At 71.5% G+C, this 16,617-nt stretch carries 17 protein-coding genes; 4 read left to right on the top strand and 13 right to left on the bottom strand.

Annotation, left to right across the window (positions count from 1 at the left end; all coding sequences use genetic code 11):
• Positions 1 to 18 precede the first annotated feature (18 nt).
• Positions 19 to 2,547 carry an alpha-glucan family phosphorylase gene (glgP, locus tag ACIRSS_RS35750; RefSeq protein ID WP_400903028.1) on the bottom strand — a complete coding sequence of 843 codons (2,529 nt, stop codon included), beginning with the start codon at positions 2,545 to 2,547 and terminating at the stop codon, positions 19 to 21.
• A 129-nt stretch (positions 2,548 to 2,676) separates the two neighbouring features.
• On the opposite strand from glgP, the gene ACIRSS_RS35745 reads away from it, so the two are divergent.
• Both ACIRSS_RS35745 and ACIRSS_RS35740 read left to right on the top strand, forming a co-directional pair.
• A complete protein-coding gene (locus tag ACIRSS_RS35745; RefSeq protein WP_400903021.1) occupies positions 2,677 to 4,110 on the top strand; it encodes a neutral zinc metallopeptidase in 1,434 nt (477 codons plus the stop codon).
• A 17-nt stretch (positions 4,111 to 4,127) separates the two neighbouring features.
• Positions 4,128 to 4,769, top strand: coding sequence for a class I SAM-dependent methyltransferase (locus ACIRSS_RS35740; RefSeq protein ID WP_400903018.1), 642 nt, complete (start codon positions 4,128 to 4,130; stop codon positions 4,767 to 4,769).
• Between the two features lie 45 nt (positions 4,770 to 4,814).
• Here the strand turns inward: ACIRSS_RS35740 and ACIRSS_RS35735 are convergent, their stop codons facing one another.
• Positions 4,815 to 5,789 (bottom strand): tetratricopeptide repeat protein, encoded by a 975-nt coding sequence (locus ACIRSS_RS35735; RefSeq protein ID WP_400903016.1) that lies wholly within the window; start codon positions 5,787 to 5,789, stop codon positions 4,815 to 4,817.
• A 96-nt stretch (positions 5,790 to 5,885) separates the two neighbouring features.
• On the opposite strand from ACIRSS_RS35735, the gene ACIRSS_RS35730 reads away from it, so the two are divergent.
• Positions 5,886 to 6,293: a hypothetical protein gene (locus tag ACIRSS_RS35730; protein WP_400903013.1), complete on the top strand. Its 408-nt coding sequence runs from the start codon at positions 5,886 to 5,888 to the stop codon at positions 6,291 to 6,293.
• Here the strand turns inward: ACIRSS_RS35730 and ACIRSS_RS35725 are convergent, their stop codons facing one another.
• Positions 6,294 to 6,596, bottom strand: a complete 303-nt coding sequence (locus ACIRSS_RS35725; RefSeq protein WP_400903011.1) for an MTH1187 family thiamine-binding protein — start codon at positions 6,594 to 6,596, stop codon at positions 6,294 to 6,296.
• Between the two features lie 78 nt (positions 6,597 to 6,674).
• Between ACIRSS_RS35725 and ACIRSS_RS35720 the strand changes: the two genes are divergently transcribed.
• Complete coding sequence (locus ACIRSS_RS35720) at positions 6,675 to 7,175, top strand: MarR family winged helix-turn-helix transcriptional regulator (protein ID WP_400903008.1); 501 nt, start codon at positions 6,675 to 6,677, stop codon at positions 7,173 to 7,175.
• A gap of 54 nt (positions 7,176 to 7,229) precedes the next feature.
• Here the strand turns inward: ACIRSS_RS35720 and ACIRSS_RS35715 are convergent, their stop codons facing one another.
• From ACIRSS_RS35715 to ACIRSS_RS35670, 10 genes are all read right to left on the bottom strand, one after another.
• Positions 7,230 to 7,595 (bottom strand): DUF3817 domain-containing protein, encoded by a 366-nt coding sequence (locus ACIRSS_RS35715; RefSeq protein WP_400903006.1) that lies wholly within the window; start codon positions 7,593 to 7,595, stop codon positions 7,230 to 7,232.
• Positions 7,596 to 7,814: 219 nt separating this feature from the next.
• Positions 7,815 to 10,229, bottom strand: a complete 2,415-nt coding sequence (locus ACIRSS_RS35710) for a GH92 family glycosyl hydrolase (RefSeq protein ID WP_400903003.1) — start codon at positions 10,227 to 10,229, stop codon at positions 7,815 to 7,817.
• Positions 10,230 to 10,305: 76 nt separating this feature from the next.
• Entirely contained in the window at positions 10,306 to 10,740 is a 435-nt protein-coding gene (locus ACIRSS_RS35705; RefSeq protein WP_400903000.1) for a hypothetical protein, read from the bottom strand.
• Positions 10,737 to 11,849, bottom strand: a complete 1,113-nt coding sequence (locus tag ACIRSS_RS35700; RefSeq protein WP_400902997.1) for a hypothetical protein — start codon at positions 11,847 to 11,849, stop codon at positions 10,737 to 10,739. The genes ACIRSS_RS35705 and ACIRSS_RS35700 overlap by 4 nt, the downstream gene beginning before the upstream one ends.
• A gap of 9 nt (positions 11,850 to 11,858) precedes the next feature.
• Positions 11,859 to 12,803, bottom strand: coding sequence for a hypothetical protein (locus ACIRSS_RS35695; RefSeq protein WP_400902994.1), 945 nt, complete (start codon positions 12,801 to 12,803; stop codon positions 11,859 to 11,861).
• 22 nt (positions 12,804 to 12,825) lie between these two features.
• The gene (locus tag ACIRSS_RS35690) at positions 12,826 to 13,695 is read right to left on the bottom strand and encodes a phage distal tail protein (RefSeq protein WP_400902991.1); all 870 of its coding nucleotides are present in this window, start codon (positions 13,693 to 13,695) and stop codon (positions 12,826 to 12,828) included.
• Positions 13,677 to 15,308 (bottom strand): hypothetical protein, encoded by a 1,632-nt coding sequence (locus ACIRSS_RS35685; protein ID WP_400902988.1) that lies wholly within the window; start codon positions 15,306 to 15,308, stop codon positions 13,677 to 13,679. The genes ACIRSS_RS35690 and ACIRSS_RS35685 overlap by 19 nt, the downstream gene beginning before the upstream one ends.
• A gap of 4 nt (positions 15,309 to 15,312) precedes the next feature.
• Positions 15,313 to 15,633 (bottom strand): hypothetical protein, encoded by a 321-nt coding sequence (locus tag ACIRSS_RS35680; RefSeq protein ID WP_400902985.1) that lies wholly within the window; start codon positions 15,631 to 15,633, stop codon positions 15,313 to 15,315.
• 47 nt (positions 15,634 to 15,680) lie between these two features.
• Positions 15,681 to 15,989 (bottom strand): hypothetical protein, encoded by a 309-nt coding sequence (locus ACIRSS_RS35675; RefSeq protein WP_400902983.1) that lies wholly within the window; start codon positions 15,987 to 15,989, stop codon positions 15,681 to 15,683.
• A gap of 23 nt (positions 15,990 to 16,012) precedes the next feature.
• The gene (locus ACIRSS_RS35670; protein ID WP_400902981.1) at positions 16,013 to 16,603 is read right to left on the bottom strand and encodes a phage tail protein; all 591 of its coding nucleotides are present in this window, start codon (positions 16,601 to 16,603) and stop codon (positions 16,013 to 16,015) included.
• Positions 16,604 to 16,617: the final 14 nt, after the last annotated feature.

Below are 16,617 nucleotides of genomic sequence, written 5' to 3'. Positions count from 1 at the left end.
AGGTGGAGCAACTCCAGGTCAGGCCAGGACCACGCGCGCCAGTTCGGCCGGGGCCGCCAGCAGCCCGTGCTTCGGCAGCACCCGCACGGTGTAGCCGATCGATCCCGGTCGCGGCAGCTTCAGCCGGGCCGCGAAGGCGCCGATGCCGTCCGCCGTCATCGGGACCGTCACCGCGTCGCGCAGCTCGTCGTCGTCGCCGACCCGGCCGACCACCGCCTGGATGTCCACTTCGGACGGATCGAGCCCGGCCAGGTCGATGCGCGCGCGGATCGTCACCTCGGTGCCCACCACCAGGGGCTCGGCCGCCTCGATCAGCAGCTCCGAGTCGAAGATGCGCAGCCGCGGCCAGGACACCTCGAGCTTGGTGCGGTAGTCCGCCAGCGACAGCGCGCCGCGGTAGCCGTCGCCCGTCGCCGCCGCCACCATGCGCGACGCGGGCAGGTAGCCGTTGTCGACGTACTCGCGGACCATCCGGGACGCCTGGACGCGCGGCCCGAGCGTCTCCAGGGTGTGCCACACCATCGACAGCCAGCCGGTCGGGACGCCGTCGGCCGACCGGTCGTAGAACAGCGGCGCGATCTGCTGGCCGAGCAGCTCGTACAGCGCCGCGGCCTCAAGGTCGTCGCGGCGCAGCGGGTCGGTGACGCCGTCCGCGGTCGGGATGGCCCAGCCGTTGCTGCCGTCGTAGCACTCGTCCCACCAGCCGTCGCGGATGGAGAGGTTCAAGCCGCCGTTGAGCGCCGACTTCATCCCCGACGTCCCGCACGCCTCCAGCGGCCGCACCGGGTTGTTCAGCCAGACGTCGCAGCCGCGGTACAGGTAGCGCGCCATCGACATGTCGTAGTCCGGCAGGAAGACGATCCGGTGCCGGACGTCCGCGCCGTCGACGAACCGGACGATCTGCTGGATCAGCTGCTTGCCGTTCTCGTCGGCCGGGTGCGACTTGCCCGCGACGACGACCTGGATGGGCCGGTCCTCGTGCAGCAGCAGCGTGCGCAGCCGCTCGGGGTCGCGCAGCATCAGCGTCAGCCGCTTGTACGTCGGGACGCGGCGGGCGAACCCGACCGTCAGCACGTCCGGGTCGAACACCGAGTCCACCCAGCCCAGCTCCAGCGGCGACGCGCCCCGCTGCAGCCACGCCGCGCGCACCCGGCGGCGCACCTCGTGCACCAGCTTCTCGCGCAAGTCGCGCCGCAGGCCCCACAGCTGGGCGTCGGAGACGCCGTCGCGCAGCGGTCCCTCGCCGACGTCGAGCCCCCACTCTCGGCCGAGCAGCGTGCTCAGCTCGCGCGCCACCCACGTCGGGCCGTGGACGCCGTTGGTCACCGACGAGATCGGCACCTCGTCGTGGTCGAACCCGGGCCACAGCCGCGAGAACATCTTGCGCGTGACGCGGCCGTGCAGCTGCGAGACGCCGTTCGCGCGCTGCGCCAGCCGCAGGCCCATGTGCGCCATGTTGAAGAGGCCGGGGTTGTCCTCGGCGCCGAGCGCGAGCACGCGTCTCGGGTCGACGTCCGGCACCAGCCTGCCGTCGTTGAAGTAGCGCTGCACCAGGTCCACCGGGAAGCGGTCGATGCCCGCGCTGACCGGCGTGTGCGTGGTGAACAGCGTCCCGGCGCGGACGGCGGGCATGGCCTCGTCGAACGCGAGCCCGTCGGCCTGGACGATCTCGCGGGCGCGTTCGAGGCCCAGGAAGCCCGCGTGCCCCTCGTTCGTGTGGAACACCATCGGCTGCGGGTGGCCGGTCAGCTCGCAGTACTTCCGGACCGCGCGGAACCCGCCGATGCCGGCCAGGATCTCCTGGCGCAGCCGGTGGTCGGCGTCGCCGCCGTAGAGCCGGTCGGTGACGCCGCGCAGGTCTTCGTCGTTGGCCTCGGTGTCGGTGTCGAGCAGCAGCAGCGGCACCCGCCCGACGCGGGCCTGCCAGATCTGCGCGCACAGCTCGCGCCCGCCCGGCATCGCAACGCCGATCAGCACCGGCCGCCCGCCCGCGGTCAGCAGTTCGAGGGGGAACGCGTTCGGGTCGATCACCGGGTAGTGCTCGACCTGCCAGCCGTCGAGCGACAGCGACTGCCGGAAGTAGCCGTTGCGGTAGAGCAGGCCGACGCCGACCATCGGCACACCGAGGTCGGACGCGGCCTTGAGGTGATCGCCGGCCAGCACGCCGAGGCCGCCGGAGTAGTTCGGGAGCGCCTCGGTGACGCCGAACTCCATCGAGAAGTAGGCCACCGCCGGCGGCAGGTCCGCGTCGTCGCGCTGCTGGTACCAGCGCGGCTCGGACAGGTACTTCTCCAGGTCTTCGGCCGCTTCGCGCGCCCGGGCGAGGAAGTCGTCGTCGACGGCGAGCTCGTCGAGGCGGGCGGGCGGCAGCGCGGTGAGCATCCGCAGCGGGTCGCGCACGGCGTTGAACAGCTCGGCGTCCATCGACGCGAAGAGGTCACGCGTCGGCGGGTGCCAGGTCCAGCGCAGGTTGGTGGCCAGCGCGCCGAGGCCGGACAGGGACTCCGGGAGGCTGGCGCGAACGGTGAACCGGCGGACTGCACGCATGGGAAGCGACGATATCGGGCCGAGGGCGACGATGCGCAGGGAGTAGTTCGGGGATAACGCGCACACGCCCCGTAAGCGCTGGGTAGGGTCCTGCCCGTCGGGTACCGGGGCACGAGAGCGAGTGAACGAATGATCCGAGGGGGAGGACGGCGCGCGCTGGTCGCGTTGCTGGCCGTCGCGGCGGTGGCCGTGAGCGGGTGCAACGACAAGGGCGGCGCGAGCGGGGACCCGAGCAAGGACACCGGCGCAGGGTCCGTCGCCGGCCTGCCGGTGACGCACTTCGAGAGCGGCCTGAAGCCCGACGCGCCCACGCCCGGCATCGACGTCAAGAACGCCGACGGCGGCGAGGACGACAAGCTCGCCACCGCCGCGATCGACGACGTCCAGACGTACTGGGGCGAGCGGCTGCCCGCCGACTTCGGCCAGCAGTTCGAGCCGGTGAAGTCGCTGCTGTCCTACGACTCGCAGACCGACACCGAGAAGACCGGCTGCGGCAGCGTCAAGAAGCTCGTGAACGCGTTCTACTGCTCGGTCGACGACTCGGTGGCGTGGGACCGCGGCGTCCTGCTGCCGATGCTGCGCCAGCGGTTCGGGCCGATGTCCGTGGTCGTCGTGCTGGCGCACGAGTTCGGCCACGCCGTCCAGTACCGGCTCGGCGACAAGGCCAACATGACCAACAGCACCCCGACCGTGGTGAAGGAGCAGCAGGCCGACTGCTTCGCCGGCGGGTACTTCCGGTGGGTCGCCGAGAACAAGAGCAAGTACTACCGGGTGTCGACGTCGGAGGGCCTGAACCAGGTCATGGCGGCGATGTTCCTGATCCGCGACCAGGCGGGCACCAGCGGCGCCGACCGCGGCGCGCACGGCACGGCGTTCGACCGCACCTTCGCGTTCCAGACCGGGTTCGAGAAGGGCCCGAAGGAGTGCGCGGCGATGAACACCGAGAACGTCAAGGCCCGGCTCACCGAGCGCCCGTTCGACAAGGGCGACACCGGCAAGGGCGACGCGAAGTTCAACGACCAGGCCGTCCAGCTGCTGAAGAAGAGCCTCGACGAGGCCTTCAAGGGCGCCGGGGTGGCCGCGCCGGAGATCGCCGACGGCGGCAGCTGCCAGACCACGCCGCCGGCGTCGTACTGCCCGAACGACAACACCGTGGCCATCGACCTGGCGAAGCTCTCGCAGCTGGCCCAGCCGATCGACCGCGAGGCCGAGATGAAGGGCGAGGACCCGGGCGGCATGGGCGACTTCGCCGCGTTCTCGGAGGTCGCTTCGCGGTACGCGCTGGGCATCCAGAAGGGCGTCGGCGCGTCGATCGACAACGCGAACGCGGGCCTGCGGACGGCGTGCCTGGTCGGGGCCTGGGCGGCGTTCACGAACCGGCCCGGCGACCTGCGGCTGTCGGCGGGCGACCTCGACGAGGCCATCGCGGACCTGCTGCAGCCGGAGAGCCTGATCTCGGCGGACGTCAACGGGAAGCGCCCGGACAGCGGTTTCGACCGCGTCGAGTCCCTGCGGCGCGGGTACCTCGAAGGGTCTTCGGTCTGCTCGAAGCAGTACGGCTGAGTGCGGTGATGTCGCCCGTGCCCGACACCTGGCTGTCCGACACCCGATCCTCGTACGACACCGACGCCCCAGGGTATGTCGAGAAGGTGCGTGGACTGCTCGGTGAGCGGCCTTACCTGCGCGCGAGCCTGGCGTTGTTCGCCGAGTCCGTGCACGGCGCCGGAGGCGGGCCGGTCGCCGATGTCGGCTGCGGGCCGGGCTACGTCACCGGCCACCTCCAAGAGCTCGGCGTGGACGCGTTCGGCATCGACCTCTCGCCCGAGATGATCGCCATCGCGCGGCGCGACCACCCCGGCTTGCGCTTCGAGGTCGGATCGATGACCGACCTCGACCTGGCGGACGGTTCGGTCGCCGGCGTGCTCGCGTTCTGGTCCGTCATCCACGTGCCCGACGACGCCGTGCCCGGCGTGTTCGAGCAGTTCCACCGGGTCTTGCGGCCGGGTGGCTCGCTGCTGGTCGGCTTTCACGTCGGTGACGGGACACGGCACACGTCCGAGGGCTACACGGGTCGCCCGGTCAACGTGGACAGTCACCACCGGCCGCCGGACCGGATCGCGGGCTGGCTGCGTGCCGCGGGGTTCACGATCGAGGCCGAACTGGTCATCGGTCCCGACGAGGACGTCCCGGGAGCCGTCATCTTCGCGCGCAGCCACGCCTGAGCATGAGAAAGGCCCCCACCGCGGTGGGGGCCTTTCTCATGCGTTCTAGAAGAGGGCGCTCGCCAGGTCGCGGCGGGCCTTCATGACGCGGTCGTCGGCCGGGTCGAAGAGGTCGAACAGCGCCACCAGGTGCTCGCGGACCTTGTTGCGGTCCTCCCCCGCCGTGCGGCGGACCGTGTCGATCAGGCGCTTGAAGCCCGCCTCGACGTCGTTCGAGGCGATCTCCAGGTCGGCCGCGTCGAGCTGGGCCGCCAGGTCGGACGGGTCGGCGTCGGCCTTCGCGCGGGCGTCCGGGTCCGCGTTCTCCGCGCGGGCGGTGAACTTGACCTGGGCCAGCGCGTTCTTCGCCAGCTCGTTGGCCGGTTCGACGTCGAGGATGCGCTCGTACGCGGCCTGCGCCCCGGCGAAGTCACCGCGTTCGAAGGCTTCCTCCGCCTCGGTGAAGCGCGGGTCCTCGGGCTCCTCGATCGGGCCGCCGCCGTTGGCCTCGGCCTCGGCGATCGCCGGGAGCTTGTCGCGCAGGGCGTCGAGCAGGGCGTTGATCCACTTGCGGATCTCCGGCTCGGGCAGCGCGCCGGAGAACGCGTCGACCGGCTGACCGCCGGCGATGGCGACGATCGTCGGGATGGACTGCGCGCCGAACAGCTGCGCGATGCGCGGGTTCGCGTCGACGTCGACCTTCGCGACGACCCACGCGCCGCCGGACTCGCCGGCCATCCGCTCGAGCACCGGGGACAGCTGCTTGCACGGGCCGCACCACTCGGCCCACAGGTCGACGACCACCAGCTGGCGCAGGGACCGCTCCACGACCTCGGCCTGGAAGGTGGCCTCGGTGACATCGATCACGGCGCCGCCCGACGCCGGCTTCGGCGGGCCGTCCGCACCGGGCGGGCCGGCCGACGGGGCCGGCTGCCTCTGCGCCGATTCGGCGCGGGCCTTGAGCGCGGACAGGTCGACCGCGCCGGAGAGGGCGGCGGACAGGGCCGCTGACTTCGCTGCAGATCCGCGTGGCTGTGTCACGCCCTCCATCCTGGCACGCGCGCCGGAGGAGTTTCACCGGGTGCCCCGGGCCGGTCCGCTTGGCAGGACGGCGCCGCTTGGGGCAGGCTCGGCCGGATGCACATCCGGCGTGACGTGAAGGTGGGCCTGTCGATCACGGCCGCCGTCGTCTGGATCGGCGCCGTGGCGCTGCTCATCGTCCACGAGCCGGACCCCGGCGCGGCCTCGCCCGCCGAACTGCGCGACCGGCTCGCGACCGCGCTCGGCAGCCACGACCCGGACGCGTTCGGCGAGCTGCTCGACTACCCGGGCTCGGGGGGTGACGACTTCGCCAAGGACTACGTCACGGTGCTGGCCGACCACGGCGTCCACGACGTGCACGTGGAGCTGGGCCCGGACGCGGCAGCCCCGGCCCGCGCGACGATCACGGGCGCGCTCGGCGACGGCCGGCCCTTCAGCTACCCGCTGACGGTGACGAGCGAAGACGGCCGCTGGACGGTCGCCTTCACCCCGCCACTGCCGTAGTCAGCTCTCGCGCAGGTGGGCTTCGACGCGGTCCACCTTGGCCTCGAGCTGGCCTTCGAAGCCGGGCCGGATGTCCGCTTTCAGGACCAGGCCGACGCGCGCCGACCCTTCCCCCGCGGCCTCGACCGCGCGCTTCACGACGTCCATGACTTCGTCCCACTCGCCTTCGATGTTCGTGAACATCGCGTTGGTCGAGTTGGGCAGCCCGGAGTCGCGGACGACCTTGACGGCGCGGGCGACGGCCTCGCTCACCCCGCCGTCGGGCTCTCCCCCGGACGGGCTCACGCTGAACGCGACGATCATGCTCGGAAGTCCCTTCTTCGGTGTTCTTTCCGCCGGTCGTGCGACACCCGCCGGTACCCGCTGGTAACTTCGCGTGTCATGAACCGTCCGCTGCCGTTCGACCCGATCGCCCGCGCGGCACAGCTCTGGGAAGCCCGGATCGGGCCGTCCGGCACCATGGCCGCGGTCACCGGCGTGATGCGCGTCCAGCAGATCATCCAGTCCGCGGTGGACGGCGCGCTCAAGCCGCACGGCCTGACCTTCGCCCGGTACGAAGCACTGGTGCTGCTCACCTTCGCCCGCAGCGCCAGCCTGCCGATGCGGGTGATGGGCGAGCGGCTCCAGCTGCACCCCACCAGTGTCACCAACATAGTCGACCGGCTGGAGCGCGACGGGCTCGTCAAGCGCGTCCCGCACCCGACGGACCGGCGCACGACGCTCGTCGAGATCACCGACGAAGGCCGCAAGCGCCGCGAGACGGCGACGGCGGCGGTGACGGAGATCGACTTCGGCCTCAACGGGCTGACCGACCGGCAGACCGAGCAGCTCACCGACCTGCTGACGAAGGTCCGCCGCGCCGCCGGGGACTTCACCGAATAACCGGACAAGCAGAAAGGCCCGCACCGAGGTGCGGGCCTTTCTCACATGCCGGGATCAGGCGGCGACGGGCTCCTCGACCTGGAACAGGCCGACACCGCCGTGGGACAGCCGCTGCGGGCCGTCGAGCTTGCCGTTGCGCAGCGCCCACTTCTCGAACAGCCACGTGAACAGCGGCGGGATGCTCGCGAGCAGGGCCAGGACCAGCGTCTTCGGGCGCCAGCCGAGCGGCTTCGCCACGGACAGGGAGACGACCACGTAGAGGACGAAGATCACGCCGTGCACCATGCCGATGACGGGCACGCCGCCCTCACCGGAGGAGTGGACGACGTACTTGAGGAACATCCCGACAAGCAGCGCCGCCCAGGAAAGGGCTTCGGCGACTGCGGCCACGCGGAAAACTAGAGCGGCCTTGCTGGACACTGCTTCCTCCTGTGGGGTCTCACCACGTTGGTACTGACACAACAAAACGCCCGGCACACCGTCCAAGGCGGACTTGCCTGCCTTGTACGTCAACGGCGCTGTCGGACGTGTTGGTACCAGTGTGAGGCGTGACGGCCCTCACGGGAACACCGGGGCCCGTGACCCTGCTCACGGCCGTGGTCCATTGTGGTCTGGACCACGGCCGGGAGCGTCCTTTGTCTACTCCGCGCAGGGCGAAACCGGGGCGGACGCGGGTGACGTCCCCCACGTCGCCGCGGCGGCGTCGGCGGTCAGGCGGAAGTCGAGCGTCGTGCCGCGCTTCAACTGGTCCACGTTGACGTACACGCGGTCACTGGCGCGCGAGTCCACCTCGAGGCCCGAGACGTACTGCAGCTTCGAGCCGTCCGCGCCGGGCGCCTTGACCGTGATGTCGCGCCCGTTCTCCAGGTGCAGCACGGACTTCTCGAACCGCGGCGCGTTCAGCACGAAGTTCCCGGTCCCCGGGACGGCGGGGTAGAGCCCCAACGCGCTGAAGACGTACCACGCCGACATGGTGCCGAGGTCGTCGTTCCCGGTGACGCCGTTGGGCGCGTTGGTGAACAGCGTGTGCGCCGCCCGCACGACCGTCGACGTCTTCGCCGGCTGCCCGGTGAGCGCGTACACCCACGGCGAGTGCAGGTCGGGCTCGTTGTTCGGGTTGTAGCGGAACTGGTCGTAGTAGTCGTACGGGCCGACCACCCAGTTCTCGCGGACCGCCGTCGCCGGGTTCTTCACCAGCTCGTCGTAGGCGAAGAAGTCGTCGAGGCGCTGGCCGGTGGCCGCCGGACCGCCCATCCGCTGCTCCAGGCCGGGCACGTCCTGCTGGACGAGCCACTGGTACTGCCAGGCCGTGCCCTCGTGGAAGCCGTCCTGGCTCTGCGGGCTGTACGGCTTGTCGGCGGGGCTGAACCAGTCGCCGCCGAGGACCTTCGGCCGGAAGAAGCCGGTGAAGCCGCGGTCGGTCTGCGTTTCGTCCCAGAGCGTCCGGTAGGTCCGACCCTTCGCCTTCAGCGCGGCCGCGTCGTCCTTCTTGCCGAGCGCGGCGGCCATGACCGACAGCGAACAGTCACCGAGCGCGTACTCCAGGGTGGCCGACGCGCCGTGGTTCGGGTCGGTGTCCTGGCCCTTCTTCGGGAAGTTCGGGTCGTACTGGACGAACCCGTCCCGCTGGTAGCTCGCGTTGCCCGAGCGACCCTGGAACGGCGACGACGCGGGCGGGATCTCCCGCGAGTTCTGCAGGAGGGCCTGGTAGGCGTGCGCCTCCTCGCCCGACAGCGCGCCGAACCGCCAGAGGTCCACCAGGAACGGCGTGACCGGGTCACCGGTCATCGTGTTCGTCTCCTGGCTCGCGTACGCCCACCGCGGCAGCCAGCCGCCCTGGTCGTGGATGGCGAGGATGCTCTTGGCGATGTCCTTCGCGCGGCTGGGCCGCAGCAGCGCCAGGAGCTGGTTCTGGGAGCGGTAGGTGTCCCACAGCGAGAAGAAGTCGTAGTACGTCCAGCCGACCGCGCGGTGGACCTTCTTGTCGAAGCCGTAGTAGCGGCCGTCGGCGTCGTTCGCCGTCAGCGGCTGCAGCAGCGCGTGGTAGAGCGAGGTGTAGAACACCGTGCGGTCGTCCGTCGTGCCGCCCTTGATGTCCACAGTGGACAGCTCGTGGCGCCAGGTGCGCTGCACCGCGTCCTTGGCGGCGTCGAACGACCGGATCTTCTCCGACGCCAGGTTGACCCGCGCGCCCTGCGCGTCCACCTGGGAGATCGCGGTGGTCGCGGTGACCTGGCTCTGCCCGCCGAACGTCAGCCAGGCACCACGCAGACCGGCGGCGCCGCTTGACTCGCGTCCCCCAGGGGTGCCGCCGGTCGGCGACCACGTCCCGAACGCCTTGAACGGCTTGTCGAACTTCGTCGTGAAGTACGTCGTGTAGGCCTTGCCGCCGCAGAAGGCTTGCGACTCCACGGTTCCTTCGACGGTCCGGTCGTCGACGACCCGGATGCTGCTGCCGGTGACCGGTTCCTTGTCGTTGGCCTGCCCGACGTTGACGAAGACGTTGGCGTCGCCGGGTTTCGCGAAGGTGTACCGCTCGACGCCGGCGCGGGTCGCCGCGGTCGTCTCGACGTCGACGCCGCCGTAGCCGGTCAGGTGGACCTTGTAGTAGCCGGGCTTGCCGACCTCGCCGTCGTGGGTGAACGGCGCCGCGTACCGCTTCTGGTCGAACGTTTCCGGCGCGCTCGTGTCGAACGCCTTGCCGGGGCCGACTTCGCCGGTCGTCGGCAGCGTCGAGACGAGGCCGCCCTGCTCCCAGCAGCCCGCGCCGGACAGGAAGAAGTGCCCGAACCCGCGGATCGCGGTGTCGGTGTAGCGGTAGCCGGCGTAGTGCGAGGTGATCGGGCTGACCTGCGTCATCCCGAACGGCGCCGAGGCGCCGGGGAAGGTGTTGCCTTCGTCCTGCGTGCCGATGAACGTGTTGACGGCGTCGAGGGAGTCACCTCCGGACGCTTCCGCGACGACGGGACTCACCCCCGTCGCCACCACGGCGAGCGCCAACGCGCCCGCCAGGACCTTGCTCTTCACTGAGCTTCCTCCTGCCAACGATGTCATCCCCTCGGACACCTTCGGCAACGCCCGACGAACCGGTCAAGAGGGCGGTGAATACCTGTCTCGTTCCGGACAGCGCTCAGCCGGCGAGGGCGAACGCCGTCACCCGCACCGTTCCCGTCGCGCCGGTCCGCCGCGCTTCGACCACCAGCTCGGCGCTCGGGGCGACCGCGACTTCGTGGCGGCCGACCTCGCCGGTGACCGCGAAGGTTTCGGCCGCTTCGCCGTCCACGACCACCCGCACCTCGCCTTCGCTGTCGGCCACGGCCTCGAGCACGACGACGAACGCGCCGGGCCGGGTGAGCAGCCGGACCAGCGGCGTCCAGCCGGCCGCGGTCGTCCCGGGCCAGTCCTGCGGGCGCGCCGGTTGGAAGGCCAGCGCCGGACCGGGCTCGGCGGCAGCAGCCGCCGCCGCGAACGTCGCGGTGTGGCGGGTGCCTTCGAGCACGCGCAGCCGCCGCTGGACCTCCCGCAGCAGCGTGACGAGCGTGTCCGGGTGGTTGACGCGGCTCACGAGGGCTCCAGGAACGGTTCGACGGTCAACACGACCTCCTCCTGCCCGGCGTCGTCGCCGGGCGTGACCGACAGCCCGAGCAGCCGGACGGTGACGTCGAGCTGGTCCCCGGCGAAGAACGGGTCGGCCACGACGATCCGGGCGTCGTCGCCGACCGAATACGACCCGACGACCGGGTCGAGGTCGGCGCGCACGGTCAGCTCGGGCAGCACGACGGGCCGCCGCCGCGCGGCCAGCTCGCCGGCGACGTGCGCGGCGAGCATCGCGGCGTCGGTGGTGTCCACCGGGGCGGCCGCGGCTTCCAGCAACGGCCAGCCGCCCGCCGTCGCGCTCGGGTCCGACCGGACCACCGGGACGCCCCCGGCGTCGGCGTTCCCCATCCCGAGCACCCGGGTCGCCATGCTCGCGGCGTCGCTCGGCCAGACGAAGTCGACCAGGTTCGCGCCGTACTCCCAGACGAACGCGCGCTCCCCGCCCGGCAGCCCCAGGCGCGGGTACCCCAGCCGCAGCAGGCGTTCCGGCTGGCCGCTCTCGTCGTAGCGGACGTCGAAGGCGAAGTCGAACCCGGTGTCGGTGTTGGCGAGGTCCCGCACGACCTCCCCGACCGACTTCAGGTCGGCCGAGGCGTAGCTCACCGTGCGCAGGACGCCTGAGCTCGCCGAGCCGGTCACCTCCACCCCGAGGTCGCCGCCGTCCGCCGACTGCGCGAGGTCCAGCAGCCCCCGCACGATCGCGAGCTGGTCGGTGGCCGTGAACGACACCGGCCGGGTCAGGTCCGCGGGGTCGAGGACCAGCCGGTGGTCGAAGTAGGACGCGAAGTCGGCGGCGGTCAGCTCCAGGACCCCGCCGGCCGCGCTGTAGCGGCTGGTCCAGACGATGCCGCCCCACACCAGGTCGCCGTCGCGGTCGACGTAGACCGCGGTGCGGCCCGGCTCGGCGAGCAGCCGCGGCTCCCGGATGCGGATCTCCGGGTCGTCGACGCGCAGCTGCCCGCGCAGCGTGCCGGTGTCGTTCAGCTTCTTGTCGAACTGCACGCCGGACAGCGGGAGCTCGTCCAGGACCGCGCCGGTGCGCAGGTCCGCGATCAGGTAGGTGTACGACGTGCCCATGTGCCGCGCCTAGTAGGTCGAGAACGTGAGGCCGTCGAGGGAGAGCCAGCCCGCGTTGCCCGTCGTCGCCATCACCTCGCCGGTCGGCAGGATGTCCACGCGGCCGTGCGCGTCCGGGTTGGTGGAGACGCCGAGCAGCCAGTGCGCGACCGGCCGGTAGCCGACCGGCAGCGTCAAGATCGGCTTGTCGAAGACGCCGTTGCGGACCAGGCCGCGCAGGCGCACCCAGCCGTCGTCCATCAGGGTGTAGGCGGCGGTGGTGAACCCGCCGCCGTAGTTGACCCAGCTGTTCTGCAACGTCGCCGTGCGCCAGGTGTCCCCGCGCGGCGGCCGGTAGGGCACCCACGCGCCGCCGCGCTTGCACAGCAGCACCCCGGTGTCGAGCCGGTAGACGAACTGGCTGCTGTGCGTGGTCGCGACGGGCGGCAGATCGGTGTCCCCGCGCACCGGCAGGATCCCGCTGAGGGCGGACGTGAACTGGCGCCGGTCGACAACCGTGGGCGCGGTGCCCGCCGGGGGCACCTGGACCTCGGCCAGCACGAGCACCGGCGACCCGTTCGGCGTCGGCCGCACCGGGCTGGCCGCGTTCTCCCCCGCGTAGACGTTCACCGCGAACGCCCCGCCGACGATCTCCGCGACCACCAGGTCCAGCCGGGACAGCGACGCGTGCGCCGCGCCGAAGGGCAGCTCCTTCACCGCGTCCAGCGTGACGATGTAGGGACCGTCACCCGGCCGGGCCCGGTCGGTGAGGACGGCCTGGAACGGGTTGACCCGCAGCTTGTTCGACGCGATCACGACCGTCCCGGGCGTACCCGGCGCGTCCCGGATCCCCGGGCGCGCTCGCAGCGGGTCCAGGACGTCGCCGGTCGCGTCCGCCTGCACCAGTGCCCCGGTGATCAACCGCGCTTCGGCCGAGTCGACGCCGTCGACCCACCCCGCGTGCCGTTCCGCCATCGCAGCTCCCCCTTCTCGCTCTTCAGATCCACGCGTCCCGCCAGCGGGCGGTCAGCGTGCCCGCTTCGGTGTCGTCGAAAGCCTCGAACCCGATCGTCGTGCTGCCCGGCGGGAGCCCGAACCAGCTCGACCGCGGCTGCAGCACCGACCGGCGGGACGCCGTGCCGAGGAACACCGTCCGCGCGGCCGTGTCGACGGTCAGCACGTCGCCTTCGGCGAGGCTCAGCGAGAACGCGAGCCGTTCGCCGGTCGAGTCGTTGCGGATCACCGGCTGCGTGCACGGCCCGGTGATCGTCCACACCGGACGCGTCGTGGCCGTTCCGGCGTTCACCAGCGCCAGCGCGCCGCCGTCGGCCTGCCCGAACACCAACGGGAACCGCAGCGGGAAGCTGGTGCCCTGCCCGGGTTTCGGCAGCCCGCAGGACAGCTCGTGGACCTCGCCGCCGTAGCGCAGCGGATCGGGCGCGGTGACCTGCAGGGACCAGTCGAAACTCACCGGCGTGGTGTCGGAGACCTTCGTCCCGGCGGACAGCCGGACCAGCGCGCGGCGCGTCACGGTGCGTTCCCGCACGACGAGCTCCGCCGGCGCCGAACCGTCGGCCAGCACGGCGGCGATCCGGTCCTTCGCCCGTTCGCGGCTGTCCTCGTCGGGCGCGACGGCGGTGCCCTCCAGGGTGATCACCCGCGCCGAGCGGAACGAAGGCGCGTCGAAGGCGCCGTCGCGCTGCGGCCGGTCGGCCAGCTCGAGCCGCACGCCGGGCCCGGACGACCAGCCGTCCTCCTTGGTGACCCACCACTCGACGCCGTCGGCGTCCACGGTGTTGCCGGCCCAGCCGTCCAGTTCGTACACCGGCAGCGCGAGCGACACGGCACTCAGCGTTTCGCCGCCCATGCCACCTCCCGGGCCGCGATGCGGCCGATCTCGTATTCGGACTGCCCCGCCCGCGGGTGCACGTTGACCGTCACCGAGCCACCCGGCGCGGAGCGGGCCACCGGCCCCACGGCGGACGCCGCGACCGCCTTCGTCAGGTTCGCCACCGCCGGCCGGATCGTGGCCGAGCCCGGCAGCGGGACGAGCCGCGTCATCGCCCCGGAGACCTGGTCGCCGCTCGCCTCGATGCCGACCGTCAGGCCGGCCCCGATGTTGCGGCCGATGTCGGCCATCACCTGCGACGGCGAGAAGATCTTGAGCACGCTCTTGATCGGGCCCGGGATCTTGTCGACGATGAAGTTCTTGATCGCCGAGACGATGTTGCCCGCCATGTCGCGGATGCCGCCGATGAACCCTTCGATCAGCGACTTCCCGGCACCGTAGAGCGTCTTCCCGATGTTGCCGAGCGCGCCGACGACCCGCCCGGGCAGCCCGCGCACGAACGAGACGACCCCGGAGATCGCGGTGCTCACGGCGGATTTGGCCCGGTCGAAGGCGTTCCGCACGATGCCGACCACCTCGCCGACGCCGCGGATCGTCGCGACGACCGTGCGGATCGCGCCGGTGACCACCGCCTTCACCGCGTTGAACACCGCCGTCACCACGGTCCGGACGATGGTGAAGTAAGTGGTGACGTAGGTGCGGATCACCGTGACCGCGACCTGGATCACCTTGGCGATGTAGGGCCACGCGACCGCGACGACGCCGCGGATCGTGCTCACCGCCCCGAGCACGACGTTCTTCACGGCCGTGAAGACGGCGTTGACGATGTTCCGGAACGTGGTGCTGCGGTTGTAGGCCAGCACGACCGCCGCCACGAGCAGGGTGATCGCGGTGATGATGAGACCGATGGGGTTGAGCCGCATGACGACGTTGAGCAGTCCCTGCGCGATCGACCAGAGCCGGGTCGCGACGGCGACGACGCGTTGCGCGACGGCCATCGCGACCGTCCGCGCGGTCGCGATCACCGCCTGGACCGCCGTTTTCGCGTAGGCGACGGCGAGCTGCGCCAGGTTCCGCACGGCGGACGCGGCGGCCAGTGCCGTGCTCCGGGCCTGGGCGGCGAACCGGCCGATCGCCTCGCCCGCGCTCGTCGCGGCTTGGCGGGCGGCGCCGAGCCCCTGGCTGAGCGAGCCCCGCAGCGACGTCCCGAGGTCGCGGATCGCGCCCGGGGCGTTCTTGACCATGTTCTTCAGGTCGTTGCCGAGCCGCTGCACTTCGACGGCGCTTTCCCGCAGTCCGGTGCGCAGGTCCTTGATGGCGCCCGGCAGCTCCCGCATCGCGGCCGCGGCGTCCTTGACCTGCCCGACGGTGTTCTGCACGGCGGTCGACGCGGTGTTGATCGCGTCGGCGAAGCCCACCACGTCGGTGACCGCCGCGGTCACGGCCGGGTGCGTCTCCTTGAACTTGGCCGTCATCTCGCCGAGTTCCTTGTTGACGTGCTCGGTGAACCCCTCGGTGAGCTTCGTCGCCGCGTCGGAGACGGCGTTCGTGATCGACTCGCGGATGCCGTTGATCAGCGCCGTCACCTGCGCTTGCGCCGCGTTGGTGATGGCCGACGTCGGCTGCGTCACGGGCTCACCTCCCTGGGGTGCCGAAGAACGCGGCGATCTCGTCGGTGCTCGCCGCCGGGTCGGGTTCGGGCTCCACACCCGGGCGCGGGACCGGCCGCGGCCGGTCCGGCTGGTCGGCGCCCTCGGCGGAGTTGGCCGCGACGAACAGCCAGTTGCCCACCGCGAGCTCGTCGACCGCGCCCGCGAGCAGGTGCTCGGTGAGGCCCCACTCCGCCGCCTCGCCGTGCAGGGCGCGCACCAGCGCCGAGTCGCGGGGCAGGTGCCGGATCAGCACCCGCAGCCGCCTCGGCGTCAGCTTGCCGCGGTAGTAGTCGAGCAGGTCCACCCGGTAGAACCGGAGCAGGTCGGCTTCGACGGCCTCGCCGTGCTCGCTCAGGAGCGCGTCGAGGCCGAGGATTCCCCCAGCGCCATACCGGTGTCCCGGCCGTAGGCCTCCAGCAGGGCCTGGATGTCCTGCACGCTCAGCGCGTGCCGGCCGAGCTTCTCGAACTGCTCGGCGCCGAGCAGCACCTCGAGCAGACCGTCCAAATCGGACGCGTCGAGGCCGGAGAGCCGGGTCACCGCTTCGCGGGGCAGTTCGGTGGGCAGGCTGAACGTGTCGCCGTCCAGCTCGAACTCCCAGCGCTCCCCCAGTGCTTCCAGGCGCTGCGCCCGCGCGGCGTTGACGTTGTACTTCGCCATTTCGTGCGTTCCCCCTCGCCCGGTCACGCGGGCTGTTCTTCGGCTTCGGCTTCGGCGGCGACCCCGGCGGCGGCCTGGTTGATCGACCACTGCGCGAGCGGCTCGGACGTGCTGTTGATCGGTGTCATCGCGGTGAAGGTGACGCCGAGCTTGATCGCCGACGTCCGGGTGATCGCGGTTTCGTCGGTCTCGGTGACGACCCCGCGCGGGATGTAGAAGCGGTGCTTGACGTTCGGGCCGTCGCTGAACTCGATGCCGAGCGCGCGTTCGTCGACCCGGGGCGCGGCGGCGATGTTGTAGACGCCGTTCGTCCCCGCGGGTGCGCTGAAGAAGAACTGCAGGGTGTCGCTGTTGATCTGCAGCAGCGAGAACTTCGCGGAGAAGTCGCGGTCGCTGAAGACGTACCGGATCGCGGCCACCGACTGCCAGGTGTCCACCGGGTCGAGCTTGTCCTTCTTGACGAACTTGACGCCGTCGGCGGTGGTGTAGCCGAGGTCGATCCACGGCGACGCCCACGGCTTGGTGAAGTCGGCCGGTGCGGCGGTGTGCGCGGGCGCCACGTAGATGGCCCCGGTTCCCGCCACCCGGATCTCGCTGGCGTTCAGTCCTGGCATGAGCAGCCCTCCCA

The organism is Amycolatopsis sp. NPDC101161 (assembly GCF_044768185.1).
Lineage (GTDB): Bacteria > Actinomycetota > Actinomycetes > Mycobacteriales > Pseudonocardiaceae > Amycolatopsis.
Note: the sequence above shows the minus strand (reverse complement) of the source record. Positions and strands in the feature narration are given on the sequence as shown.

Excerpts from the sequence above, each read along its gene's own strand:
- glgP (WP_400903028.1), bottom strand. The coding sequence starts at position 2,547 with ATGCGTGCAGTCCGCCGGTTCACCGTTCGCGCCAGCCTCCCGGAGTCC.
- ACIRSS_RS35745 (WP_400903021.1), top strand. The coding sequence starts at position 2,677 with ATGATCCGAGGGGGAGGACGGCGCGCGCTGGTCGCGTTGCTGGCCGTC.
- ACIRSS_RS35730 (WP_400903013.1), top strand. The coding sequence starts at position 5,886 with ATGCACATCCGGCGTGACGTGAAGGTGGGCCTGTCGATCACGGCCGCC.
- ACIRSS_RS35725 (WP_400903011.1), bottom strand. The coding sequence starts at position 6,596 with ATGATCGTCGCGTTCAGCGTGAGCCCGTCCGGGGGAGAGCCCGACGGC.
- ACIRSS_RS35720 (WP_400903008.1), top strand. The coding sequence starts at position 6,675 with ATGAACCGTCCGCTGCCGTTCGACCCGATCGCCCGCGCGGCACAGCTC.
- ACIRSS_RS35710 (WP_400903003.1), bottom strand. The coding sequence starts at position 10,229 with ATGACATCGTTGGCAGGAGGAAGCTCAGTGAAGAGCAAGGTCCTGGCG.
- ACIRSS_RS35700 (WP_400902997.1), bottom strand. The coding sequence starts at position 11,849 with ATGGGCACGTCGTACACCTACCTGATCGCGGACCTGCGCACCGGCGCG.
- ACIRSS_RS35695 (WP_400902994.1), bottom strand. The coding sequence starts at position 12,803 with ATGGCGGAACGGCACGCGGGGTGGGTCGACGGCGTCGACTCGGCCGAA.
- ACIRSS_RS35690 (WP_400902991.1), bottom strand. The coding sequence starts at position 13,695 with ATGGGCGGCGAAACGCTGAGTGCCGTGTCGCTCGCGCTGCCGGTGTAC.
- ACIRSS_RS35675 (WP_400902983.1), bottom strand. The coding sequence starts at position 15,989 with ATGGCGAAGTACAACGTCAACGCCGCGCGGGCGCAGCGCCTGGAAGCA.
- ACIRSS_RS35670 (WP_400902981.1), bottom strand. The coding sequence starts at position 16,603 with ATGCCAGGACTGAACGCCAGCGAGATCCGGGTGGCGGGAACCGGGGCC.